The following is a 26,329-nucleotide window of genomic DNA, read 5'->3' as shown; positions in this document are numbered from 1 at the left end:
GTAGTTTGTTTGTTTTGTGATTGCTAAAATAACAAAATCAATGCAGATTTTTTTAGCTCTTAAGTATAGGATTTTATAATATTATTAACTGTATTCTCTATTTCTTTGTATCGTGCTCTTTTCTCTAAAATCCATGGTTCAGATACGCGTTCTTCACAGTTTTTTACAGAACAAGATTCACAGGTGACACCTACCAATTGTTTCTCAAAAGTGTCTTCTTTTAAAAAGTTTACTTTTCTTTTTAAATGTGGAGATAGAAGCATGCCTATACTGATACTTCTATATATATCTTTTTTGAAAGGGTCTTTATTTGCTGATGATAGCACTAAGTATTCGTTGTTTGAATTTTGATATGAAGAAATTTGAATTCCTGATGCTGATTTTTTTTGATCAGAAGCAATAAAATTTTGTATTGTTTTTAATGAAACCCATCTTCTACAATAGTGCTCTTGATTTCTATTTGCGTGTGGCGATTGTTGTTGTGTGATATGTAACTCTTTGCTTAATCGATATTTTGGTGCATCTTTTTTATAAGTGAATCGTAAAAAGAACAGGTTTTTAATGTTAAAAGCTTTTGGTAAAATATTAGTTAAACGCTGATAAAAAGTCTCGTCTGAACAATTATAACTTTTAATGATTTTATGTAGTCGTAGCGGATTCCAATCTTCTTTATCGAATAGTTCTTTCAACTGCTGGATTAATTTTTTCTTTGGAATAATTAATGCTCCAGCGAAATAAGAAGCAATAAAATTATTTAAAACCTGATCGAAACTTTCAAACTTTATCCAAGGAAAAGTATACAAACGATCTTCTATTTTTAAAAAGTTGTAGGCAATTTCTTTGGCAAGAATAAAAGTTTTTTGAGCTTCAGAAATTTCATTAGTTAATAAAAGTGTATTCTTTTTTGGGATATATATATTTCGTAAATCTGTTAAGTTTTTATGTTTAGATAATTCTTCGGTATCTATTTTATAATTGAATTCTTCTTTTAAAACTTCTTCTAAATCTGCAGAAGTAATTTCTTTAGTTAAATCTATATGATACGACTTTGCAAACTTTTCAACATTATCTTCAATGTCTTCAAAATAATTGTTGTGTGCTTCCTGGTAAGAACGTAAAGATGCTAAGAAGAAACTTTCTCGAGTTAAATTATAATTCTGTGATATTTTAATTATTGTACTAATAAAAGCATTCACTTTAGCAGGAGCATTAGCAACAATATCTATCAAGTTATTTTCTTGAATACCGAATAAGTCTAACGGAATTTCCTTTAGAATTTTAGATTGTAAAATTTCTCCAATAGGAGCTAGGTTTTTATCAAGCTTTAAAGAAACCAAATGATCATAAGGAACTTCTAAACTATCCGAAAGAATTGCAATCTTATCTGTTTTAGGATATTTTTTTCCTTTCTCTATTTCATTTAAATACGATTTAGATAAACCAGTAAGTTTAGCCAAGCCAAATAATGAAAGGTTTTTCTCTGTTCGTATTTGCTTCAGTTTTAGCCCAAAAATTAGGCGAATATATTCGTCTTCTATGATCATAAAATCAAATGTAAAGAATAAAGCGAACTTATAAAAATTAATTTTTTTTAAAATTTAGCGAACGTTCGCTTGTGGAGACCGAAAATATTTTATATCATTGTGGTGTAGTTTTTTAAAAAGAAGAAAAATGGAAACAAAAGCAATGTTAAATGAGATTCAATTCAAGGGATTTGAAGAACAGTCTTATCAATCAATTTTAACTCCAGAAGCTAAAGTTTTTTTAGTCGAGTTACACAATAGGTTTAATGCTAAAAGATTGGAGTTGCTAAAGGAAAGAGTCAAGATGCAAGTGTATTTTGATGAAGGGAATTTTCCTTCGTTTCCAGAAGAAACAGTTTCAATAAGAAATTCAGATTGGGTTTGTAAACCTTTGCCTCAAGATTTATTAGATAGAAGGGTTGAGATTACAGGTCCGGTTGATAGAAAAATGATGATTAATGCTTTAAATTCTGGTGCTAAAACTTTTATGGCAGATTTTGAAGATAGTAATGCTCCAACAATTTCTAATATACTAAATGGTCAACAAAATTTATTTGACGCAAATACGAAAACGATTTCGTTTTACAATGAAAAGAAAGATAAAACGTATCAGTTGAATGAAGAAACAGCTTTATTATTGGTAAGACCAAGAGGTTTACATTTAAATGAAAGACATTTTGTAGTGGATGGAGAAGAAATGTCGGGTTCTTTAGTAGATTTCGGATTGTACTTCTTTCATAATATTAAAGTATTACAAGAACAAGGTTCAGCAACATATTTTTATTTACCAAAATTAGAACATTACTTAGAAGCTCGTTGGTGGAATGAAGTATTTGTTTTTGCGCAAGATTATTTAGGTATTGCTCAAGATACTATTAAAGCTACAGTTCTTGTTGAAACAATTACAGCAAGTTTTCAATTAGATGAAATTATATACGAATTAAAAGATCATATGGCTGGGCTTAATTGTGGTCGATGGGATTACATCTTCTCTTATATAAAGAAGTTTAGAAATCATGAAGGGTTTTTAGTTCCAGATCGTGCTCAGGTAACAATGAGCTCGCCATTTATGAAAGCATATTCTCAACGCGTAGTTCAACGTTGTCATGTAAGAAGAGTTCATGCAATGGGTGGAATGGCAGCGCAAATTCCTGTTAAAAATAATGAGGAAGCAAACAAAGCAGCTTATGCAAAAGTAGAACGTGATAAACTTCAAGAAGTAAAAAATGGTCACGATGGAACTTGGGTTGCTCATCCAGCTTTAGTTAAAGTAGCAATGGATGTTTTTAATGAGCACATGCCAACTCCAAATCAAGTTGATAACAAACGTGAAGATTTAGTGGTTACAGAAGAGGAGTTAGTGGAATTGCCAACAGGAACTGTAACTGAAAAAGGAATTCGTGAAAATATCAATGTGGGTATTTTATATATCGAAAGTTGGTTGTCAGGAAATGGAGCAGCAGCATTATATAACTTAATGGAAGATGCAGCAACGGCAGAAATTTCTAGAACACAAATCTGGCAATGGCTACACAAAGGAGTTCGATTAGAAGATGAAAGAATTTTTGATATAGAAATGTACAATGAGTTTAAAGCTCAAGAGATAGAAAAAATTAAAGAATTAGTTGGTGAAGCAGCTTTTGAGTCTAGAAGATTTGAATTAGCGATTCAATTGTTTGATGACTTAGTGTTATCTGAAGACTTTGAAGAGTTTTTAACCTTACCAGCGTATCAATACATATAATTAAAAATAAAAAAAGCCCTAAAAATGCGGCAACATTTAAAGGGCGAGTCATTAATAAATAAAATAACTCAATAGCGGATACAATATTATGAAAAATTTAGCACAAGGAAGTTATAGTTCAGCTTTAGAAACTGTAAGAACTTTAAAGGAAAAATTCGGGAATTCATGGAGTGCTATTAGTCCTGAAAATGCAGCAAGAATGGCAACTCAAAATCGTTTTAAAACTGGTTTAGATATTGCTAAGTACACTGCTTCTATCATGAGAGAAGATATGGAAGCTTATGATGCTGATCCTGCTAATTACACACAATCGTTAGGGTGCTGGCATGGATTTGTAGCTCAGCAAAAAATGATTTCAGTAAAGAAACATTACAAAACTACAAGTAAAAGATATTTATACTTATCTGGTTGGATGGTCGCTGCATTACGTTCTGAATTCGGACCGTTACCTGATCAGTCAATGCACGAAAAAACAGCTGTACCTGGATTAATCGAAGAGATTTATGATTTCTTACGTCAGGCAGATGCAATCGAATTAAACGATTTATTCAGAAGATTAGAAGCTGGAGAAGATGTACAAAATCAAATCGATAATTTTGAAACTCATGTAGTGCCAATTATTGCTGATATTGATGCTGGTTTCGGAAACGAAGAAGCTACTTACTTATTAGCTAAGAAAATGATTCAGGCTGGTGCATGTGCTATTCAGATCGAAAACCAAGTTTCTGACGCAAAACAATGTGGTCACCAAGATGGAAAAGTAACTGTACCTCATGAAGATTTCGTAGCGAAATTAAATGCTGTTCGTTATGCGTTTTTAGAATTAGGAGTTGAAGATGGAGTTATCGTAGCAAGAACAGATTCTGAAGGAGCTGGTTTAACTCAAAAATTACCAGTAAGTCAAGAGCCAGGAGATTTAGCTTCTCAATATTTAGATTTCGTAGAATGTGAAGAGGTTTCTATCGATGAGGTTTCTAACAACGAAGTATTATTAAAAAGAGATGGAAAATTAGTTCGTCCTGTAAGATTAGCGAACGGATTATATAAGTTCAGAGAAGGAACTAACATTGATAGAGTTGTTTTAGATTGTATTACAAGTTTACAAAATGGAGCAGATTTATTATGGATTGAAACTCCAACTCCACATGTAGGTCAGATTGCTGCAATGGTAAATAGAGTTAGAGAAGTAATTCCAAATGCAAAATTAGTATATAACAATTCACCTTCATTTAACTGGACATTAAACTTCCGTACGCAAGTTTACGATGCTATGGTTGAAGCTGGAGAAGATGTTTCTGCTTACGATAGAGCTAATTTAATGGATGTGGCTTATGATGGAACAGAGTTGTCTAATCGTGCAGATGAAAAAATTAGAACTTTCCAACAAGATAGTTCTAGAGAAGCTGGAATCTTCCATCATTTAATTACGTTGCCAACATATCATACAACCGCTTTACATATGAATGATTTAACTGAAGGTTACTTCGGTGAAGAAGGAATGTTAGCATATGTAAAAGGAGTACAAAGACAAGAAATTAGAAAAGGAGTTTCTTGTGTGAAGCACCAAAGAATGGCAGGTTCTGATTTAGGTGACGACCATAAAACATTCTTCTCAGGAGATAATGCGCTTAAAGCAGGAGGAGAAAAGAATACATCAAATCAATTTGAAGTGAAAAGTACTGAAGCAGTTTTGGAAGAAACTTCAGTAAATATTTAAAATTAATACTGAAACTTTTTGTGAGTTTTAGAGAGTTGTTTGTTTACATAAATTTCTAGTTTGAAGTGAAAAGCTGCCTGATTTCTAGGTGGCTTTTCTTTTTTAAATAATTTATTGTAACATTTTAGGTAAAAAGGATACTTATAATTGTTGAATATTTATTTTTTGAAATAATATTTTTTAACGAAATTGCTAACTTTAAAAATTGTACAACTAAAAAACTTACACGAAATGTCTGATGATTTTGATTTACTAGAAACAAATTCTAATGAGAGAACTGAAAAAGTAGATGTGAACTGGGGTAAGGCTATAGATACTATGAAATCTAAGCTTGCTCAAGAAGACGATCCACAAACACGTCAAAAAATATTAAATGCAACATTAGATGATGTTGTGAATATGGCGGAAAAAGATAGAACTACTTTATTAGATGCGATTAAGGATTTAACAGATTATCAAGACGAAGTAGGTATTATTTTTGAAAAATTTTCTTCATTAAATGCAGAAGAACAAAAAATTATAGATGATGCTCAAAAAGCATTAGAAAGAGCTAGAATTGAATTAGAAGATGCTCAAAATAAACCAGATACTTGGTGGAATAACCTTTGGGGAAGAAAGAGTAAAATTCAAAAAGCTGAAGAAGCTTTGAAGCAGGCTGAGAAAACTAGAAGTAGCGCAGATAATAAAGCTAAAGCTAAGTTTCAAGAACGTATTGAAAGTGCAGATGTTCAAACATTATTAAGTGAATTATCATATAAATCTCAAGCGGCAGTTACACGTTTGAAAAATCGTGAAATTGAAATCAAAGAGGTTGAAGAAAAATTACAAACAGCGATAGTAGAAGCTTCTAAAAACCATACAAAAGCTTTAGAGAAGAAAAAAGAAGTAGAAGCTCAGTTAGAAGAGCAGTATGCTTTATTAAAACAAGCGCGTCAAGAATTAGAAGAGATTGCAGATAAACAATCAACTGAATATTCTGAAGCTATTGGTAAAGTAACATCTTTAGAGCAAAAAGTAGAAGAATTAGAAGGGTTAAAAAGTGCTTATACTACTTTAGCAGCAAGTAAAGATAGTTTTGTGCACAAGCATAACTTAACAATTAAAGTATTAACATCTTTACGCAGTAATTTACAAACTCATAGAGCAAAATTAAAATCAGATACTGAAGAGCGTTTAAAATATTATGATGGTTATATCGTAGCTTTAAAGGCAAGAACAGATCAAGAGTTTGCTGCTATTTTAGAGCATTTAGGTGTAAAAACAGATGAGCATATTGGTGAAACTTTAGCAGCTATGCATACAGCAAGTGCTAAAGCTCGTCAAGAAATGATGGATAATATTCCGGTACATGAAAAAGTAATGCAAGGTGTATATAGTTCTTATGCAGAAGCATTACAAGAAATTAGAGAGAAAGATTCTGAGATTCAAAAGAACTTTGCAGATCGTTACGGAATTGACATGAAAGAATTATTTGAAGATTATTATAAAGCTGACGGAACTGCTCCAACTGGAGGAGGAGATGAGCCTTCAAATGATCCAGAACCAGAAACAAGTGATGACGATTTATTATCGTAACATATATATAAGCGGTAATCTTTTACCGCTTTTTTTATCAAAATTTTTATAAGATTTTTTAGAAATATATAATAAAATATGATTGTAACTCCTTTAGATTCTGCAACACTAGATTCGAAAGAACAATATGTTTTTTACCATAAAATGTTGGACTTTATTCTAAAAGAATTATTGGTGAATATTCAGAGGCAGAATTTATGTAGTCATCAAGAATTAACCATATTTAAACAATATTCAGATTTATTCTTGTATTCCATTGAAGCCATGCGTATTAAATATATGTATGATGAAGAAGAGAATATGAAAATAGATCTTACAGAATCTGGTTTTCCTAATTATTTAGAATTTAGGTATCTCTACAATGATTTAGATTTAAGAAATGAATACATTAGTAAACTTGAGAATGTAGATGATATTAAAGAAGAATTTTTAGATACACTATTGCGTAAAAAAGAGCCAATTAAAAGAAGAAGATTGTTTCAAGCTGCATCTATAGTGTATTATAATTCTGTTAATCCAAAGTATATTTTTAAGAAGTTTGTACAGGGAAAGGTAATTAATGCACCAGAAAATAGTCCTGCTAAATATATTACTAGTTGGAGTTTTTATGATGTTTCTGACAATAGACCTTATATCTGTTTTATGTATTTTGATTATGGAGGAAGAAAATCTAACGACTTTAAAGAGCCTTTATATAAAGTATTAAAAGAAACTGCAGATAGAAAAATGGCGTTAGATATGATGGCGCATAATATCGATAGAAAACTTGGTGATATTCATCCGAAATATATCAAGCGATTAGATTTAGGTCCACTTCATAATGTGTTTGCTAAAGATGAAAATAAGATAACACATGCAATATTAGAAGGAATTGCTAAAAAACAGATTCCATTAGAATCGTACGCTTTATCATTTAAAACTGATGAGGTTTTTTCTGGTAGTACATTTACTGAAGGCGGTTTTTTCTCAAAACAAACCTATCAAAAATGGAATGAAGTTGATCGTAGAAAATACGTCTTTGCACCACACAGAATCATTCAATTATTACATAGTAAAACACCAGAGGTCTTAAATAAGTTGGCAAAAGAACCGATTCAAACTTCAGATTTAAAAATAAGTATGTAATTATAATCTACTTGAAAAAGATTTAAAAATGAATAAAGAAGATCTTACAGATAAACCTACTGAAGAATTAGGTTCTCTTTTAAAAAATAGAAAAATGACTTATAAAATTCAATTAGGTCTTTTAATAATCTCTTATATAGGTTTTGGTTATGTCTATTTCTATTTAAAAGGAAATGTGTTTTTACCCTTGTTTGTAATTACTATGCTATACATTTCAATGATTTACAAAGATTCCAAAAATATAAAGGAAATAAAGAAAGAATTAAATTCTAGAGAAAAAGAAAATAAAATAATCAACTAAAGAAAAATGGAACACAACTCAACTTTCCCTATAAAACAAAATGAATTAGATGTGCTTCGCGATGAAGCAAGTGGATATTTAAAAAGTATTCAATGGGAACAAAGTCAACGAGCAAAAAATAAAGATAAAGATGCTAAAGATGAATCAATTTTATTGTTTTTATCTAAGGCAAAAGGAGGAAGTGGAAGTTCAGAAATTACATCTGTTTCTAAAACTATATTAGCATTAAAGAAAAGATTATTGCCAGATTCAATTGCTATTCCTGTGTATTTAAATCAAACTTTATTTGCAGTTCAAGAAGGATTAACTTTAGGAATTTGGATTAAAGATAGTTTTACAGATGCATCAGGTTTATCAAGTTTATCTGAAAGAAAATCTGCATTAGATGCAAATGGAAGAAGAGAGTTTGAAAGTAAAATGCAAACCGCTACAGCTTTTCAGTTATTTGCTACATCATATAAAATACTGCACGACTTAAAAGAACACGCTTCAGATGATTTGTCTGTGATGAAGCAGAAGTTTGCTGGAATTCCAGAGGTGTCTTTTTTAACACCATTAAAAGGAATTTCATGTTGTTTGTTTTATTATGAAAAATATTTATCACATCCAGACATCATTAAGTCAGATAAAGATGTAATAGATTTCACTGTTGTGTATTTTGAAGCTTTAATTGATGAAATCAATTTAAGAAAAAGTAGTTTAGAATATACAGAAACGATTACGGATAGAACCTATAAATTAGAAAATTCAGACTTTGCAGTTTCAGGATGGGAAAATACATTTAGCGAAACAGCAAAGAGTGTTGAGTTTAATAAAATTCAGTTTGAGCAAATCGTAGGAAATAAAGATGCAAAGCATTTTGCACGTCGTTTAACAGAACGTATGTTAAGTTACGATTTTGATGCTCAGAAAAATCCATTTCAAGAGTTGGGTGGTTTTATGCCTGTATTTATGGGATACGGAATTCCTGGTACCGGAAAAAGTATGTTAATTGCAGCAATTGCTACTCGATTAAAAGAACATTCAGATAATTTAGAAATTCCATTTCTATTCCATCCAATGCCAGATACACTGATTTCTACTTTTCAAGGAGGGTCAGCAGAGAAAATGGTAGAATGGATGAAACCAATGCAAGATCCAACGAAATTAATTTTTGCACCTATTGATGATGCTGAAAATAATTTACAAGAGCGAACTGCACAAGGTGTTTCAGCTGGTGTAAAAGAAGTTATCGGGGTTTTCTTACGTTACACAGAAGGAGCTTATGCAGTAAATTACGGGAATAGTTCAATCGGATTGTTTACGAATTTACCAGAAATGTTAGATAAAGCTGTAATTTCTCGTGTACAAGGTCGATTTAAAATTGATGGTGCAAGAACAGAAAATGATTTTTTAGATCAAGATCATATTTGGTGGAGAAAATTCGAGAAAACAATGCCAGAGTTTGTAAACATGACTGATCCTTCTGGTTATGAATATTTGAGAGATCAAGGATTTGTAAAAACTATGGGAGATGTTTTAAATAGTATAGAAAAACCTACAGAGGAGCGTGTTCATGAGGTTTATGATCGTGTTGAAAAACAGTATGGTACAAATCAACATATGTTTTTTGCAAGTTTATATAAAGAAATTCAAAAAGTATTTCCATTTTTCTCTTCAAGAGATGTAAGAAATATACAATCAGCAATTTCATTACGTTTAACAGATTTTGATTTAGAACAAGATTGGTTCGATAATCCAGAAGTATATTTTAGAAAGGATTATGAAACGAAATTCAATATGTTAAAAGAGTTAATGAAAACGAATATGAAAGGTTTAGATTTTTCTGAAATTAGACGTCAAGAAGTGGTACGTTATTTAGACAATGTGGCAACTATTGCAGATACTGACTTCAAGAGAAAAGTAGATGCTCGTATTAGTCAGATGAATATTGAACTGGAAGCTAGAGAACAGTTTGAAAGAAGCTAATTTTTTTAGATGATATTATTATTAGAACTATTTATAGGATTTGTAAGAACTGTTTTTATTGAAGTTGTTTTTGAGATTATTATTTATGGTTTTTTTAAATTGATTTATAAAATACTAAAAAGAATTAAAGCTTTTTTAATTAATTTATATAATAGAACATTGAAAGTAAAAGATAAAAAATGAAGGAAGTTTTAAAAAGACATTATTTACCAGCATTTTTTCTTGTTTTACCTTTAGTAGTAATTCCATCTAGTATTAGTTTATTTAATAACTATAATCCTAATGAAGTTGCACCTTTTGTAATAATGTTATTTTTTGTAACAATTTTTTTTACGTTTATAATTGGCTTGATAAGTTACAAATACGGAGATAGATTAAAAAATAAAAATTCTAAGATTTTATTAAAAAAAAAGGTTTTTCAAGAATTTATATTTAAAAACAAATTTAGTAATAATCAAACTTTTATAGAAGGGAATTATAAAGGTTATCATATTATAATTTTCCCTGTGAAAGATCATCCACAGCAATGGGTTGAAATACAAATAGTGTTTAATCCTAAACAAAAAAATAGCTTCATTCCAGGCTATGTTTTTGAAAGATTGAACCAAATAAATAGAAAAGAATATACATGGAATAGTAATATGTTAACAATTAAAAAGTATAAACGATTGCACTTTCCAAATTACGAGAAAATTAAAACAGCGATTGATAGTGCCGTACAACTTCTAATTGAAAGTAATATAGAGGCTATTACTATTAAAAAATGGAATGAATTAATTGAAGAAACTCAGAAACATTATCATCAAGTTTCAAGTTTAAATATTTAATAATGCAGAAATTAAAAGAAGCAGATTTATATAAAGGAGAATTAATTCCTATTAGTGGTAAATTAGTAGAACGTTATAATAAGTGTTTAATAAAATTAGGTTTTACAGCTACTAAACTAGAATCTTTTTTTATTGATGGAATAGGGTGGAGTCCTGAAGTTGCTGAAGAAAAAGGAGAAATTCATTACTTAAACAATGGAGAAGCCAACCCTCATTGTATTATTATTACACCGCTTCAAAAAGGATTACCAGTGTATAATCCATTTCATTCATTCGATAGAGAGTTAATGAAATATGTTTTTAAAACACATCAAGCGAATATAGAAAACATAACTAGAGATTCGGCAATTTGTGTTGATTTTGACCAAAAAATAGATGTGTTTTATGAACCTTTAGACGTATTGAAATATAAAGATATTATCATACGTTTTCATCTGGTAGATAATTTAGATAAAGCACAAAAAGAACAATTAGAATTAATCGAGTTGTTTAATAAAGATAATAATTTTGTAGATGAAGAAATTCATCAAAAACTATTAAACTCTGCAAATACCTATGGCGATTTAAGAGAAAGAATTATTGATATTAAAGATATTACATTTAATGTAGATTCGTTTTTTACAGAAGCATTTGGAGGAATCTTCGTAATTAAAAGTTTTTTATCTCCAATTTTAGTATTTCAAGATATTGATGCTTATAAAGAAGCAATTAAAGATACAAGTCACGACGTATTAATGTATCATATTGGTCACAATGAGTTGATTGAAAAATTACAATCACATTTAATTATTGAATTCGATCTTAATTCTGAAATTACCAAAAGAAGACACGAACGAGTGAAAAAGTTTTTACTTTCTAAACATCTAGAAAATACAACTCACGAAATAAAAGATATTTTAGAAGATCCAATGTTATTTAAAAGTTACTTAAATAAGATAGATATTAGTGCTCGAAAAAAAGTAATGAGTGTGGATCGATATTTAGAGAAAAAAAATACAGGAACTTTTGTGAAGATTAAAGATATTGTAGATGAGGAAGTTTACATAGCTTTACATAGTCCACATTCTTCATTAAAACCTAATGAACAGGATTTAATTTGGAAATTATTAGTAAGTATTTCTCCAAAAGATATTTTATTTTTATACTGGTACGATAAAGAAGAATTTTACAAACGATATAAAAACTGGAGTGATTCAATGAAAGATTGGGTTATACATACAATTAAAAATAATATTTAATTCAAGAAAAGAAAAAGCAAAATTGGTATGGGATTATTTGATTTTTTAAACAATAAAAAAAACGATTCATCGAAAAAAGAATCAAAAGAAAATAAGGTTGAGAAAAGTGATTTTTTTCTTTCAATGCAAAAGTATAGCGAGTATATAAAGTTATTTATGAATATGCAACTTCAAGGAAACTACGCGCCCATATCTGCTTATGAAAATAATGATGGAGAAATTGTAGGTTTCTTATATACTGTTGGAGATGATAGCTCTTATGTATTGTCTGCTGATATGGCAATACTAAAAATGGAAGAACGTTTTGAACAGTTGTTAAAACAAAACAAAATTGTTTCATATACCATTTTTTATCATTCTCAATTTAACAACGATAAGAATCATAAAATAGCAAATATAGACGAAGAGTTAAAAGCAATTTCTATCACATACAACTTTAGTAATCATCATAAAGGAACAATTGGCTTACCTTATGTTTTTGATAAGGATAAAATTAATTATGGAGAATTTGTAGAATTTACTTCAAATGAGAATAATGATATTTTAAAGGCGAATCTATTTGAAGGTAAAAATTATTTTGAAGATAAAATAGAAATCACAGCACCAAGTTTTGAAAATGAATCAGGAATAATTGTTAAAAAAGCAAATACATTAAGTTTAAGTAATACATGGGGAGGTGTTTTTGGTTTTGAAACATATAGAACAGAAGAAGGAAGTAAAATATTACATGAATATTTCGCTTTTGCATTAACCAAAGAACCTAAATTAAAAAGAGATAATTTATCAATATCTGAAGTAGAATTTGATGATGTTAATTTTAAAGCAATAACTCATCAAGGTGAACCTAAAACGATTTTACCAGTAGTAAAAACAGAATATCAATTAGATTTTGAAACAAAAGAAATTGTTGAATGGGAAAATATAGATAATCTTGAAGCTATTGTTTCAGGAAGAGGTAGAGATACTTTTGGACTATGGTATTTCGCTACAGATTATGCAGAAAACAGAGCAATATATTTAACTCAAAAGAAGCTCAATATTAATTTAAGTGGAATTGTGTTCGTCCTAGATATTCATAATAATGATACTTCAAACAGTGAAGTAAAATATAGTAAAGATTTTACGATGTATATGCCTAGTAATGATCTACCAAACTATGGGTGTTTCGATTTTATAGGAGAATTAGAGAGTTTTAAAGAGAGTTATCTCTTGAATGATAAAAGTAGTAAAGGCTATTTATTGAATGTTAGGTTAATTACAAATCATGATGTGAAAGACTTTTTTACTATTGATATGTACGTGGCAAAAGAAAATATGCGATTCTCTGAATTACATGTAGGAATGAAACTAACAGGAATGTTTCAATTACAAGGAAGCATTGCATCATAAAAACAAATAATTAACTAAGTTTGATGATAAGAGTTTTTTAAATAATAACTTATTTCAAACACTAAACTTGTAACAGCATATGCTAACACTAGAAATTATACTTTTTGTAGCTGCAATTTTATTCGGAATTGTATGGTATTGGAAAGAATCAAAAGGAAATGGAATTTATCGATTTTTTAATAAATTAATGAATTCAAAAGAATTACAAATGAAAGCAACTGAAACAAAAGGATTTGTTTATAGACAGCCTTTTTTACTGCGTTTAGTGTTTGTTTCTGTACTTTTCCTAATAGGAATTCTAGTAGTAAGATTTTTAATACCAATTGACATTGCTACAATATCTGCTTTTGCTTCTATGATTGTTGGAACTTTAATAGGAACTTATGTTGCAGGTGGAGTATTTAAATCAGCTGAAGTGATAGATGAACATTCAGATTCGTTAGAAGATTTAGTTCAAAATACTATAGAAAAAGGAAAAGATTTTATCGAAGATTTAAAGTCAGACTCTAAAGAAGAAGTTAAAGAAGAGGTAAAAAAAGAAGAAGAACCTAAAGAAGAAAAGAAAAGCGCTAGAGAGCGTTTAAAAGACAAAGGTTATTTATAATTTAAACAGAATAAGTTTAAAATTTAGTACTACATAATATAATTTGAGATCGACTTCAATCGAAATCAAAATCAAATACATCTAACAAAATGATCAAAAGATATTGGAATAAAGGAAGCAAACAAAAGTTCGTTGTCATATTTTGGACTTTAGTTATTTTATTAGCTTTATTTATATTAAGAGACGATTTTCAGCCAGCTTTACTTTTTCTTAGGAAATATATTTTTATAATTCTATTATCATTTACTGTATTGTTTTTAGGAATCAGAAAATTCCGAAGAACAGCAGGAGCTGGAGGTAGAATAGTTTCTTTATTCGGAATGATTGTGTTTTTTGGAATATTATATTTCGTTGGATGGCAATACAAAATGTACGATTATATTAAAACATATAATGTATTCAACGATTTAAATAAATATGAAATCAGTGAATTACCTTTAACTCAGAATGAACGTATACAGCCTTTAATGAATATTTTTTCTATGGCAAATGAGTCTGTAGGAGAAACAAAAGATGTATCATTACCTCATTTAGTTCGTATAGATTCTGTAAATAAATGGACGATGGCAATTCAGCCTACAGAGAAATACGCTTGGCAAGGAATGACGGATAACACTGAAGAAGTTTTTGCAGTATCTAGTACAACACCTTTTCCAAGGTTTTCTAGTGAAAACAGAATTCCAGTTACTTTTTCAATTGGTGAATCTTTAAAATTTAGTAGAAACACATACAATGCTGTTGTTCAACGTTTCAATATTTTTCAGTTATTCACGATGGAACCAAGTGATACCTATTATATGAAAAACGATAAAGGAGCTTGGGTTCAAGTAGTAAGTTTAATAAAATGGAAAGGTTTCTTTTTTCCATATCCTACTTTTGGTGGTGTAATGATTATTGATAATGGAGCACATGATTTTAATGATTATGTAGAACGTATTTTCTTTGGAAAAGGAACTTTTATAGCACCAAAAGACATGAAGAAATATCCATTTTTAACACGTCAAAACACTTTAGCAGAAAAAGTTTCTCGTTTACAAGCAGAATCTTTAAAATTTTTAGGCGGATTTAGCGATCCTTTACCATGGAATATGAAAACAGCAGTTAAAATTCCAGATTTAGAAGATGATCAAAATCAACAACCATTTGTAACAGATTTTGATTTTTCTGATACTAGTTTAGATGCGTATAGTGGATTATATCATTGGTTTGGATTAGAACCTGTTGGTGATGAGCGAACAAGTTTAAGTTTTAGTGTGTTCATTCCTGCCGATGGAACAGATAAATTATATTACTACGATCATGCAGCAAAAAAACAAGGATATGCAGGAGTTTCAGCAATGCCTTTAAAAGTTATTGAGTCGAGAAAAGAGTTTGATTGGTCTGTAAATAAACCTGTGGAATTTAGACCATATATTAAAAATATTGCAGGAAGAAAGCGTATGTTTTTCTTAGGAACAATTTCTGCAATTCGTGATAAATCTAGTAATTTTGATGGTTCAGCAACTCCAGATTTAGCGTTAATTGATAGTGAATACAGAGATGTAGTTTGGATTGATGCTAAACACCCAAGTAAATGGGACGAAAATGTTTTCGAACAATTAGGAGAAGCATGGAAAGAGAGTGAAACATCTAACGATTATTTTAAGATTAACTCAGCACTTTTCGAAAAAGAAAAGTCAGTAGTATTAGACTCTATGAGTACAAAACTAAATGAATTAGAAAATAAACTACAAATACAAAAATTACAAAAGCAAATTGATTCTATAAAAGCTTTAGGAAAAGAATCGAAAACGGAGTAATAAACTTTTTGTTTATAGTGTATTTAATTTCTCCTATAAAAAAATAAAATAGCGAGTTAAAGGTGTAGAATACATACAATAATATTATGTAATAAGTTTTTTATTGTGAAAAAGTAATCTCATTCAATATATAAGATATTGTTTTTTATAAATTTATGAAGTCAAAAAATAAATATTAAGTTTACAGGCTTATAAAACTTTGTCATATTGTTATACTTGTATTTACTAATTTTAATTATTATTTTTTTTGAAGATGTAAAAGAAAGAAAAGTACATGTTCTATTGTTGTTTGTGTTTATAATTTTAGGAAGTGTATTATTCTACCAAAAAACTTTTAAAGAAATTTACCTATTATCAATTGTAATTAACCTTTCATTCCTGTTATTTTTAAATTTATGTTTATGGATTTACATAAAGTTTAAATTAAAATCATCTTTCTTTTTAGCGATAGGTTTAGGAGATTTATTATTTTTTCTTGGTTTAGCAGTTTCGTTTCCTACTTCTAACTTTCTAATTTTGTTCGTGAGTTCACAATTATTTTCTTTGCTTTTGTTTTTGATTATGAAATCTAAAATGAAATACAAAACTGTGCCTTTAGCAGGATTTCAATCTTTATTTTTATTTTTAATTTTATTGTTAAATTTGGCATTTAATATAGTGAACCTATATACTATTTAAATGAAAGAGAAAAAATTCGATTTGTCTACCGATTTAGTACAGTTAATCTCATCTGAATTGGCTTATGAGTATAGAATTATACCAAAAATAAAAACAGATTTAAAAATAACTTTTTTAACAGATAAAGAAGATTTAGTTGATCTTAAAAACGAGTTAGAAGTTATATTAGGTAGCGTAGTAAGTTTAGAAAAAGAAGAAAAAGAAATAATTAATAAATTTTTACTGAACAATTACAGAAAGAGAAATAAAGGAACATCTACTTTAAATTATACAGATGATTTTTTATTAAATATAATTCATGAAGCTAAAGAAATAGGAAGTAGCGATATTCATTTTGAGGCATTTGAAGAACAAAATAAAGTCCGTTTTAGAATTGATGGTAAACTAATAGAGAAATATTTAATCTCGCTTGATGAATATCCAAAAATAGTGAACCGATTAAAGATTATGTCAGGAATGGATATTTCTGAAAAACGTTTGCCACAAGACGGTAGAATAAACATTACAACTGCATATGAAGATTTTGATATTCGTGTTTCATCATTACCAACTTTACATGGAGAAAAGTTAGTACTTCGTATTTTATCTAAGAATAACGTAGCAATTCAATTAGATAAATTAGGATTCACAAAAGAAGAGTTACACTCGTACAAAAAGGCAGTAAAAAAACCTAATGGAATTATATTAATATCTGGACCAACAGGTTCGGGGAAAACGACTACACTGTACGCTACTTTAAAAGAATTAAATAAGGAAGATACTAATATTTTAACAATTGAAGATCCTATAGAATACACATTAGAAGGTGTTAATCAAGTACAGTTAAAAGAAGATATTGGTTTAGATTTTGCAAGTACATTAAAAACTTTTTTACGTCAAGATCCTGATGTTATTATGGTTGGAGAAATAAGAGATGTAGCCACAGCAAATATGGCAATTAGAGCAGCTTTAACTGGTCATTTAGTATTGTCTACTATACATACGAATTCTGCATGGGGAACAATTTCAAGATTAATAGATATGGGAGTTCCTTCATTTCTAATAGCAAGTACATTGAATGTAAGTATAGCACAACGATTAGTAAGGAAATTATGTGATAACTGTAAAGAGAGAATTGATGTAAACGAAGAAGATGTTCCAGAAGAAATAGTAGAAAGCGAACTTTTAAAAACGCATTTTAAAGCGGTTGGATGTGAGCATTGTTATCAAACTGGATATAAAGGTAGGAAAGCAATTTATGAAATTATTCCAGTAACAAAACCTATTGAAAAAGCCATTAAAAAAGAACAGTCTGAAATAGAAGATTATTTGATAGATAATAACATTAGCACGTTAAAAGTGAATGCCTTAAATTTAGTTAAAGAAGGTGTGACATCTATAGATGAAGTATATTCGTTGTTAATATCTTAGCTTATGAAAAAAAAACAAAAAACATATATATTATTAGTTATAGTTGTTGTTGTATGGAGTGTTGTAGGTATTCAGTTTTTTAAGTATTCACAACAGCAAGAAGAAGAAATACCAGTAATTAGTTATAAAAAATTTAAAACTAAAACTGTTGCTAAAAGAGAGGTTTATAAAGTATCAGTTCATGAAAGAGACCCATTTTTAGGAACTTTGCATAAAACTTCTAAAAATAATATAGTAAAAAAGAAAAAAATAAGTAAAAATGAACCTTTTGTATTTCCAATTATAAAATACAAAGGAATGATTGCTAGTGAAGAAAACACTTCGTTTATTCTTGTTGTAAATGGGAATCAATATATCATGCGTTTAAGATCAAAAAAAGAAGATGTACAATTGATTTCAGGAACTAAAAAAGAAATCAAAGTTTTATATAAAGGAAAATATAAAACATTCAAAAAATAATGACTAAATATTTAAATAAAAAAGTAAAGGCAGGAGCATTACAGTATGTATTGGTCATAGCAATTATTATTTTTATTATTTTATTTGCTTTTATACAGTTGGTAAGTTTACAACAGAAATTAAGTGTTAAAAAAAGTTTGTATCAAAAAGCTATACTTCAGGCTGATAATGGATTTCGTTATTTAAGTATAAAAAATATAAAAGAAAATACTGTTGAAAAAGTTAAGTTTTCAGAAAATGAACAAGAAGAGGTTGTTATAGAACAAAAATATTGGGGGATTTTCGATAGAGTTATTGTTACTTCTAAAGTAAACAAAGAGATAATTAAAAAAGTAGCTTTATTAGGGAATGAAGTGAAGAACAGAAAAGCAATTTATCTGGTTGATAATAATACATCTTTGGTTTTAGTAGGGAATTCTAAAATAGTAGGAACCTCTTATTTATCTCATCGAGGAGTTAAGTCAGGTAATATCGCAGGGCATTCTTTTTATGGTACAAGTTTAATTCAAGGAGAAACAAGAAGAAGTAGCACAAACTTGCCCAAAAATGAACGATTGAAAAAAATATCTGAAAGATTTTTTATCAATAAAGAAATAGAACCAAATTTAGAGTTGAATAGTGAATTGAAAATAGTGCAATCATTTTATAATGAAACATTATATTATAGGGATTATCAAACAATTCAACTTGAAGAAATTTCATTAAAAGGAAATATAGTAATTACTTCAGATACAAAAATTATTGTAAAAAAAACAGCAGTTTTAGAAGATGTTATTTTAATAGCTCCAGAAATAGAAATACAGTCTGGTTTTAAAGGAAATGTTCAGGCTTTTTCAACAAAACGTATTCATATTGAAGAGAGTGTTAAGCTTAAATATCCTTCAGCTTTAATTATGACATATAAAAATCAAAAAATAGAAAATGAAGATGGGATTTTTATTGATACTAAAAGTGATGTAAAAGGTGTAATTGTGTTTTTAAAAAGTGATTTGAAGGAAAAGAGTTTTTGGCCTCAAATAAAGATTAAAGATAAAGTTCAAATAATAGGAGAAATATATTGTGAAGGAAATATTGAGCTCTTAGGAAATGTAACTGGAGAGGTGTATACAGATAATTTCGTAGCATTACAATCAGGAAGTAAGTATATCAATCATATATATAATGGTAATATAAATACTAATAATTTAGTAGATCAATATGTTGGTTTAGGTGTTCAAACAAAGGAAAAATCGATTGCTAAATGGTTATACTAAAAAAAATAAAAGCATCATCGTTAAATGAAGTACTTGTTGCAACAGTAATTATAATTCTAGTTTTTGGTATTGCTATGATGATACTAACCAATTTAATGAAAAACTTAGCAACAAAAGAAACTCATGAGCATAATGCTTTATTGAATGAACTAATTTATCAGTATCAGAATGAAAAAATTATTGTTCCTTATAATATAAATGATAGTAAATTTACTTACGTTGTTTTTTCAGAGGAAGAAGATGGTGTAAACTGGATGAATTTTGAAATAACATCGAAAAGAAATAATAAAATTTTAGTAAAAAAAATTATAGTAAATGAAGAAGATTAATGCTTTTACACTTACTGAATTAATTGTAGTTATGGTGATATCTACTATTGTGGTTTCACTAGCTTTTATGGCTTTGTCAATGGTGAAGAGGCAAATTAGAAATATAGAAAAACGGATTTATATTAAAGAAGAATTAACACGTCTAGAAAAAGTGCTTATGAAAGATTTTAATACTTTCAGAAATATAGAAAAACAAAACTCATATTTAAAATTTAAAAATGCTTTAGATTCTGTGACTTATGAAATAGAGCAAACTTTTGTTTTAAGAAATAAAGATTCATTTCAGTTAAGTTTAAAGAACACTACGTTGTTTTTAGACGGAAATAAAGTAAAGCAAGGTGCTGTAGATGGAATGCGTTTTGAAATAAAAGAGTTAAAAAATAGACCTACTTTTGTTTTTTTACAAAAGGATGCAACTTTTTACTTAAATAAGTAGTATTATGGGATTTGAAATAAAAAAAGCTAAACAAGAAAAAGAAGATAAAAGTTTTGATATTGATAGCCTATTAAAAAAAGAGATTACTTTATTTGGAAGTGCGTTTTCTAATAAAAAAAGAGAAGCATTTTATACTGAACTGTATGTTTTATTACAAGCAGGTTTAGAGCTAAAAGATGCGTTAGATTTAATTTTAAAAGAACAAAAGAAAGAATTTGATGTCAATTTATTTCAAAATATTATTAATGATTTAATTTTAGGGAAGAATTTTTCTGAAGCATTAAGAGCAAGAAATGTATTTTCAGATTATGAATATTATTCAGTACAGATAGGTGAGAAAACAGGAACCTTAAATAGAGTAATAGAAGAGTTAAGTATATTTTATAAACAGAGAAATGAACAAAGACGTAATGTAATTAATGCTCTTTCATACCCTTTAATTATATTAATAACTGCTTTTTTTGCAGTGCTATTTATGATGCAATTTGTAGTGCCTATGTTTGCTGATATTTTTAAACAGAATAAAGTAGAATTACCTTGGATTACAAGTCAAATTATAAACGCATCAAATTTCTTTAGAGATTATTATTGGGTGATACTAGTCCTCCTTATTGGTCTTTTAATTTTTAGAAGAATCTTTTCTGGCAAAATATGGTACAGGAAATTTTCAGCACTTTTTATTTTAAAAACACCTTTTGTAGGAGAATTTTTCAGAAAAGTGAAAATTGCTCAATTTACACAAGCAATAACGTTATTAATAGGAGCAAAAGTACCTTTGTTAAATGGAATTCAATTAACTCAAAAAATGATTGTTTTTTACCCATTACAAGAGGCTTTAAAAAAAATTGAAAAAGACATTCTATTGGGTAAATCCTTGTCTGAAAGTATTAATAAACATAGTATATTCGATAGTAAAATGGGAGCTCTAATAAAGGTGGCAGAAGAAACTAATCAGAATCATGTGATTTTTCAACGACTTACGGAGCAGTACACAAAAGATATAGAATACCGATCTAAAATGTTAAGTTCTGTTTTAGAGCCGGTAATTATCTTGTTTTTAGGAGCAGTAATAGCAACGATATTAGTAGCCATGTACATTCCAATGTTTAATCTAAGTACTGTTATAAGTTAATCTTTAATAACTTCTTTTAAGTTTTTGTCTTGATCTATTTCCCAAACATTTTTAATACCATCACCGTCAAAATCATCAATAGCAGTAGCTCTTGCTTTAAATGAATTTTTAGAAGCTTCAATGATTTCATAGTTATAGTATACATTATTTCCAGAACTATTTGCTGTAGGTGGCTCAAAATCAATATCATTGAAATTATTAGAATATTTAGAGTTTATATAGTAATAATCTCTTTGTAAACCATATAAGTGAGATAATTGCATTTTGGCTTCTGTACTTTTAGCTCTGTTAACTTGTATCATTAAGTTAGGCATAGCTATTAATACTAAAATACCAATAATTACCATTACAACTAATAACTCTTGCAAGTTAAAAGCATCAGTTTTTTTGTTTAAAAAAATCAATTTCATATCAATACTATTTTTTAATAAAGACAAAATTATAAAAAAGAAATTATTTTATACTTTTACATCCGATTTTAATAAAAAAAACTTATGAAAAAGATATTAGTAATTATCATAATTTCAGCGATATTGTTTAGTTGCGAAGCAATTTTTGTTGAAAATATTAGCAATAAAACAGTTGAAGTTTTAGCTCCCAAAACAGGAGTAACAATAGATACAGGTTCAATAACATTTTCTTGGAACGAACTAGAAGGAGCCGATGAATATCACTTAAAAATCGCAAAACCTAATTTTTTAAATGCTAATCAAATAGTGTTAGATACAATTATTACCCAAAGATCATTTGCCGAAAATTTAATACAAGGAAGCTATGAATGGTCTGTAATAGGAAGAAATTCAGAGTATGAAAGTTTAGAGAAAATTAATTTTTTAACAATAAGATAATTGAAATTGAAAAAGAGTACAATTTTTATTCTAATAACTTTAATTAGTATTTCATTTTTTGCTCAGGTTAAAAATGATAGAATTAAAATATTAGAAAATAAGTTAGATAGTTTAGCTAAAGTTATACCGGCATTAGCTGAAACAGTAGAGTACAATGTAAATGATGTTGATTTGCCAACATTATTAAATACAATTGCAGAGAAAAAGAAAATAAATTTTAGTATTAGTACAAGTTTAAATAATTATAGTGTTTCTAACAATTTTGTTAATGTAACAATAAAAAATGTTTTGCTGCATTTATGTAGAGAATATGCGCTCACTATAGATACAATTGGGAATATTATATCAATAAGAGAATATAAGAAAAAAATTGTAGTGTCAGAACGCATAATTCCTATTGAATACAATGCTAATGAAGATTTATTTTCTATAGACTTAAAAAAAGATAGTTTACCTCTTGCGTTAAGAAGAATTACAGAAGTTACTGGGAAAAACATGTTATATGGAATTGGTTCTGAATCAAGTTTAATTACAGCTTATATTAAGAATAAACCATTGGAAGGAGCCATAGATAAAATTGCTTACACAAATAATTTAAGTGTAACAAAAACAAAAGATGGTTATTATTTATTTGAATCTTTAAATATTCCTCAAGCGGGAAACTTAAGTGGAGGGAGAGGAAAAAATCAACAGCAAATTCAAAGACCAAGAAAATATAGAAGTTCTAACTTTTATTTCCAAGTAAAAGATTCTATTAAACAAGTTTTAGAAGTTGATTTTGAAAATATTGATATCGGATCTATCATAAAAGATATCGGACATCAATTAAATATAGATATGTATACAGATACAACTTTAACAGGTTTGTCTAAAGTTACATTTAAAGCAAAAGAAATTACTTACGATCAGTTATTAACAAGAATTCTTGAAGATAATACTAGTTTGACTTTTAAGAAAGATGATAATATTTATTACTTTTCTGGAAGTAAGAAAGAATCAGTAAAAAGCTATGTTACGATTCCATTAATGCATCGTTCCATAGAAATAATGTCAACTCTGTTAACTAGTAGAAATAACTATAATTCATTTTCGGGGAATCAAGGAAGTTATGGGAATCAAGGAGGAATAATAAATGGAAATAACTCTTTTAATTCTCCAAATTCGTTTGGAAACCCTAATACTAGATCTCAAGGTTTTAATCAAAATAGAAGACAGATAAATCAAAGAAATCAAGAGTCTTCTAGTAATTATAATAATAAAGTAGATGCGTTATTAAATATCGTACCTAAAGGATTATTAACAGATTTAGATGTTAAAATTGATAAAGAGTTAAATAGTTTTATTGTAGCTGGTGATACTCAAAAGATTGATAAGTTTAGACGTTTTATAAAGAAGATAGATAAACCTATTCCAGTGATTCTTATTGAAGTTATGATTTTAGAAGTGAATAAATCATCTACTGTTAATGCAGGTGTAGAACTTGGTTTAGCAGATACTCCTGTAAATGATAGTGGTCAATTATTTCCTTCTTCTGAAGTAACTTTAGGAGCTAAGACTTTAAATAAAATTATAGGAGGGTTTAATGGTTTTGGTTCTTTAAATGTAGGAAGAGTAGTGCCAAATTTTTACGCTAAAATACAAGCTATGGAAAGTAATGGTAACATTAAAGTAAGATCCACACCAAAACTAGCAACTTTAAATGGACATGAAGCTGTTTTGTCTAATGGGGCAAGATCTTATTATGCAGTTGTAAGAAGAGATATCATTGGAACTCAAAATCCACAAACTACAGAAATTAGAAATTATGTTCCAATTGATGCTGATTTATCAATTTCTATTAAACCAATGGTTGCAGGAGATAATCAAATTACATTAAGTATTAATGTATTACAATCTAGTTTTAACGAAAGTAATAGAATTGATGCAGAAGCACCTCCAGGAATTAACTCAAGAGAATTCACTTCTATCATTAGAGTAAAAGACCAAGATATTGTTATTTTAGGAGGATTAGAAGAAAATTTAAAAAATGATTCTGGTTCTGGTGTTCCTCTTTTAGCTAGAATTCCTGTAATAAAATGGCTTTTTAGTAAAAAAACGAGAATTGACTCCAAGAAAAAACTATCTGTATTAATTAAACCAACTATAATCAAATAACGATGAAAGATCGTTTATTTTTTGGAAATACATTATCTGCTGTTGAGTATTCTTTTGATCAAGAGGGTAATGAAGTTTTTCTTTATTTGCAATTAGAAAGAAAAAAGCTAGAATTAGAGGTAAAAGAATCTAAAAAATTCGTTGAAAAAAATGAATTATTTGATTTTATAAATAAAACAAGCCAAGAACATGTTGTACTAGTTATAAATAACAAACATGTTTTATCTAAATCAATAGATATTAAAAATGATAACGATGCTGTTGTTTTTAAAAGAGCTTTTTCTTCTTTAAATATAAATGATTTTTACCAAGAATCTTTACCATTAAATGAAGGCACATTTTTATCTGTAGTAAGAGAAAATTATGTGAAATCATTAATAAAAGAATTTACTAGCAAAAAAATAACAGTTTTAGATGTTTTATTAGGAACTACTTCAATTTCTTCGTTACTTTCCATTATTAGTTATGAAAATATTTTCACTTCAAATACTGAGTTACTAATAGATAGCGGAAAAATGGTTTCTATTAACAGTAAAAGATTTGTTGATTGTGATTATGAAATTAATGGATTGCGTATTAGTAATCAACATGTGTTAAGTTTAAGTGCTATTGTAAATTGTTACTTGAATAAAACTGTTAATTATAAGAGTGATCAATACAAGGAATATATTGAGAAAAAGAAATTTAATTTAGGTTATAAATTAGTTCTAGGAATACTTTTTTTATTGGTTTTAATGAATTTTATTTATTTTAATTCCTATAGTTCAGAAGTAAATAAATTTACTGAGCAATTAGAGTTAAAAAAAAATGATAAACGAAAATTACTAAACCTAAAAGAAAAGGTAAAAAAGAAAAGAAAATTACTTTCAGAATTACAGAGTTCCACCTCTTTCTCTATTGCTAAGTATCCAGATCAAATTGTATATGGAATTCCAAAGTCTGTTGTTTTAAAAGTGTTGTCATATCAATCTTTAAATAAAGTGCTTAAAAAAGATAAAGAAACTAATTTTAATCTAAAAGAAATTGAGGTTAAAGGGACTTTTAATAATTATATAGAATTTACAAGTTGGATAGATAATCTTGAAAGGAAAGCTTGGGTAAAAGAACTTTTAGAGTTAACTACGGAAAAAGATAAAAGAAAAAATAACTCTAATTTTCATATTCTAATTTTAATTGAGTAATGAATTTTAAAAAGAAAAATTTACTATTATTAATTGGTTTTGTATTATCACTGCCGTTATTATATTTTATTAGTTTTAGCAATACTTTTGAATTAAAAGAAAAATATAAAAACTTAATAAAAGAGAAAGAATCCGCAGATAATATTAGTACAAATTTAATGATGCTAAAACAAGAAGAAAAATATATAGATTCTATCTTGAAAAGTGAAAATATTTTACTTAATAATTCTTTTCAGCAAATTCTCCTAAAAAAAATTAATTCTTATAAACAAAAAAATAAAGTTGAAATCGTAGAATTTAATAACTATGTTCAAGTATCAGATAATGGTATCAAATGTCAAATTTATCCGATTACAATTCGAGGAGATTATAATTCTCTATTACAATTTTTAAACTTTTTCGAAAAAGAAGGATTAGGAGAAATTAAATCTTACAGCTTTATAAAGAAAAAAGATTATTCGAGAAGAAAAGAGTATCTAAATTTAGAAATTCTATTTAAGAGAGTTCTTTCAGATTAAATTTTTAAAACTTTATTCAATTTTTTGGGTAACATTTTTTTGATTATGTAACATGTTAAAAACAAAAAAATGTATAAATTTGCAAAGTTAATTTTAAAAATTGTTAGGATTAATTAATTGC

24 protein-coding genes are annotated in these 26,329 nt (G+C 28.0%); 21 read left to right on the top strand and 3 right to left on the bottom strand.

Translation table 11 applies throughout. The annotated features are described in order from the left end of the window. Nucleotides 1–59: 59 nt before the first annotated feature. The gene (locus AC2TEO_RS05100) at nucleotides 60–1,544 is read right to left on the bottom strand and encodes a helix-turn-helix domain-containing protein (protein WP_442267080.1); all 1,485 of its coding nucleotides are present in this window, start codon (nucleotides 1,542–1,544) and stop codon (nucleotides 60–62) included. 127 nt (nucleotides 1,545–1,671) lie between these two features. Between AC2TEO_RS05100 and aceB the strand changes: the two genes are divergently transcribed. The 11 genes from aceB to AC2TEO_RS05045 all read left to right on the top strand — a co-directional run bounded on the left by aceB (nucleotide 1,672) and on the right by AC2TEO_RS05045 (nucleotide 15,810). Then, nucleotides 1,672–3,267 carry a malate synthase A gene (gene aceB / locus AC2TEO_RS05095; protein ID WP_442267079.1) on the top strand — a complete coding sequence of 532 codons (1,596 nt, stop codon included), beginning with the start codon at nucleotides 1,672–1,674 and terminating at the stop codon, nucleotides 3,265–3,267. A gap of 88 nt (nucleotides 3,268–3,355) precedes the next feature. Next, the gene (locus tag AC2TEO_RS05090; protein WP_442267078.1) at nucleotides 3,356–4,984 is read left to right on the top strand and encodes an isocitrate lyase; all 1,629 of its coding nucleotides are present in this window, start codon (nucleotides 3,356–3,358) and stop codon (nucleotides 4,982–4,984) included. Nucleotides 4,985–5,215: 231 nt separating this feature from the next. Next, nucleotides 5,216–6,559, top strand: coding sequence for a microtubule-binding protein (locus AC2TEO_RS05085; RefSeq protein ID WP_442267077.1), 1,344 nt, complete (start codon nucleotides 5,216–5,218; stop codon nucleotides 6,557–6,559). 78 nt (nucleotides 6,560–6,637) lie between these two features. Continuing rightward, nucleotides 6,638–7,684 (top strand): hypothetical protein, encoded by a 1,047-nt coding sequence (locus tag AC2TEO_RS05080; protein ID WP_442267076.1) that lies wholly within the window; start codon nucleotides 6,638–6,640, stop codon nucleotides 7,682–7,684. 28 nt (nucleotides 7,685–7,712) lie between these two features. Further along, entirely contained in the window at nucleotides 7,713–7,985 is a 273-nt protein-coding gene (locus AC2TEO_RS05075) for a hypothetical protein (protein ID WP_442267075.1), read from the top strand. Between the two features lie 6 nt (nucleotides 7,986–7,991). Next, nucleotides 7,992–9,953, top strand: a complete 1,962-nt coding sequence (locus tag AC2TEO_RS05070) for an AAA family ATPase (protein WP_442267074.1) — start codon at nucleotides 7,992–7,994, stop codon at nucleotides 9,951–9,953. A gap of 179 nt (nucleotides 9,954–10,132) precedes the next feature. Next, the gene (locus tag AC2TEO_RS05065) at nucleotides 10,133–10,780 is read left to right on the top strand and encodes a hypothetical protein (protein WP_442267073.1); all 648 of its coding nucleotides are present in this window, start codon (nucleotides 10,133–10,135) and stop codon (nucleotides 10,778–10,780) included. Nucleotides 10,781–10,782: 2 nt separating this feature from the next. Then, nucleotides 10,783–12,018 carry a DUF6638 family protein gene (locus AC2TEO_RS05060; protein WP_442267072.1) on the top strand — a complete coding sequence of 412 codons (1,236 nt, stop codon included), beginning with the start codon at nucleotides 10,783–10,785 and terminating at the stop codon, nucleotides 12,016–12,018. Nucleotides 12,019–12,045: 27 nt separating this feature from the next. Further along, nucleotides 12,046–13,407, top strand: a complete 1,362-nt coding sequence (locus AC2TEO_RS05055) for a hypothetical protein (protein WP_442267071.1) — start codon at nucleotides 12,046–12,048, stop codon at nucleotides 13,405–13,407. 79 nt (nucleotides 13,408–13,486) lie between these two features. Continuing rightward, nucleotides 13,487–14,011: a hypothetical protein gene (locus AC2TEO_RS05050; RefSeq protein WP_442267070.1), complete on the top strand. Its 525-nt coding sequence runs from the start codon at nucleotides 13,487–13,489 to the stop codon at nucleotides 14,009–14,011. Nucleotides 14,012–14,100: 89 nt separating this feature from the next. Then, on the top strand, nucleotides 14,101–15,810 hold the full coding sequence (locus tag AC2TEO_RS05045; protein WP_442267069.1) for a hypothetical protein: 1,710 nt from the start codon (nucleotides 14,101–14,103) through the stop codon (nucleotides 15,808–15,810). A 407-nt stretch (nucleotides 15,811–16,217) separates the two neighbouring features. Here the strand turns inward: AC2TEO_RS05045 and AC2TEO_RS05040 are convergent, their stop codons facing one another. Next, nucleotides 16,218–16,394 (bottom strand): hypothetical protein, encoded by a 177-nt coding sequence (locus AC2TEO_RS05040; RefSeq protein ID WP_442267068.1) that lies wholly within the window; start codon nucleotides 16,392–16,394, stop codon nucleotides 16,218–16,220. A 94-nt stretch (nucleotides 16,395–16,488) separates the two neighbouring features. On the opposite strand from AC2TEO_RS05040, the gene AC2TEO_RS05035 reads away from it, so the two are divergent. Genes AC2TEO_RS05035 through AC2TEO_RS05010 form a run of 6 tightly spaced genes read left to right on the top strand, consistent with a single transcriptional unit; the run spans nucleotide 16,489 to nucleotide 21,507 of the window. Next, entirely contained in the window at nucleotides 16,489–17,898 is a 1,410-nt protein-coding gene (locus AC2TEO_RS05035) for a GspE/PulE family protein (RefSeq protein WP_442267067.1), read from the top strand. 3 nt (nucleotides 17,899–17,901) lie between these two features. Then, nucleotides 17,902–18,357, top strand: coding sequence for a hypothetical protein (locus AC2TEO_RS05030; protein ID WP_442267066.1), 456 nt, complete (start codon nucleotides 17,902–17,904; stop codon nucleotides 18,355–18,357). Further along, nucleotides 18,357–19,610 carry a hypothetical protein gene (locus AC2TEO_RS05025; RefSeq protein WP_442267065.1) on the top strand — a complete coding sequence of 418 codons (1,254 nt, stop codon included), beginning with the start codon at nucleotides 18,357–18,359 and terminating at the stop codon, nucleotides 19,608–19,610. The genes AC2TEO_RS05030 and AC2TEO_RS05025 overlap by 1 nt, the downstream gene beginning before the upstream one ends. Beyond that, on the top strand, nucleotides 19,598–19,939 hold the full coding sequence (locus AC2TEO_RS05020; RefSeq protein WP_442267064.1) for a hypothetical protein: 342 nt from the start codon (nucleotides 19,598–19,600) through the stop codon (nucleotides 19,937–19,939). The genes AC2TEO_RS05025 and AC2TEO_RS05020 overlap by 13 nt, the downstream gene beginning before the upstream one ends. Further along, on the top strand, nucleotides 19,926–20,375 hold the full coding sequence (locus AC2TEO_RS05015; RefSeq protein ID WP_442267063.1) for a PulJ/GspJ family protein: 450 nt from the start codon (nucleotides 19,926–19,928) through the stop codon (nucleotides 20,373–20,375). The genes AC2TEO_RS05020 and AC2TEO_RS05015 overlap by 14 nt, the downstream gene beginning before the upstream one ends. A gap of 4 nt (nucleotides 20,376–20,379) precedes the next feature. Then, on the top strand, nucleotides 20,380–21,507 hold the full coding sequence (locus tag AC2TEO_RS05010; protein WP_442267062.1) for a type II secretion system F family protein: 1,128 nt from the start codon (nucleotides 20,380–20,382) through the stop codon (nucleotides 21,505–21,507). On the opposite strand, the gene AC2TEO_RS05005 is transcribed toward AC2TEO_RS05010, so the two are convergent. Further along, nucleotides 21,504–21,917: a type IV pilin protein gene (locus tag AC2TEO_RS05005; protein ID WP_442267061.1), complete on the bottom strand. Its 414-nt coding sequence runs from the start codon at nucleotides 21,915–21,917 to the stop codon at nucleotides 21,504–21,506. The two genes, AC2TEO_RS05010 and AC2TEO_RS05005, sit on opposite strands and share 4 nt — an antisense overlap. A gap of 84 nt (nucleotides 21,918–22,001) precedes the next feature. Here AC2TEO_RS05005 and AC2TEO_RS05000 point away from each other — a divergent pair, with 84 nt between their 5' ends. From AC2TEO_RS05000 to AC2TEO_RS04985, 4 genes are read left to right on the top strand one after another with little or no spacing between them, the layout of a single operon-like run. After that, on the top strand, nucleotides 22,002–22,355 hold the full coding sequence (locus tag AC2TEO_RS05000; protein WP_442267060.1) for a hypothetical protein: 354 nt from the start codon (nucleotides 22,002–22,004) through the stop codon (nucleotides 22,353–22,355). 6 nt (nucleotides 22,356–22,361) lie between these two features. Then, the gene (locus AC2TEO_RS04995) at nucleotides 22,362–24,509 is read left to right on the top strand and encodes a type II secretion system protein GspD (protein WP_442267059.1); all 2,148 of its coding nucleotides are present in this window, start codon (nucleotides 22,362–22,364) and stop codon (nucleotides 24,507–24,509) included. 2 nt (nucleotides 24,510–24,511) lie between these two features. Next, nucleotides 24,512–25,690: a hypothetical protein gene (locus tag AC2TEO_RS04990; RefSeq protein ID WP_442267058.1), complete on the top strand. Its 1,179-nt coding sequence runs from the start codon at nucleotides 24,512–24,514 to the stop codon at nucleotides 25,688–25,690. After that, nucleotides 25,690–26,208 carry a hypothetical protein gene (locus tag AC2TEO_RS04985; RefSeq protein ID WP_442267057.1) on the top strand — a complete coding sequence of 173 codons (519 nt, stop codon included), beginning with the start codon at nucleotides 25,690–25,692 and terminating at the stop codon, nucleotides 26,206–26,208. The genes AC2TEO_RS04990 and AC2TEO_RS04985 overlap by 1 nt, the downstream gene beginning before the upstream one ends. Nucleotides 26,209–26,329 lie beyond the last annotated feature (121 nt).

The organism is Tenacibaculum aquaeponti (genome assembly GCF_057221555.1).
This window is presented reverse-complemented; position numbering and strand designations above follow the sequence as displayed.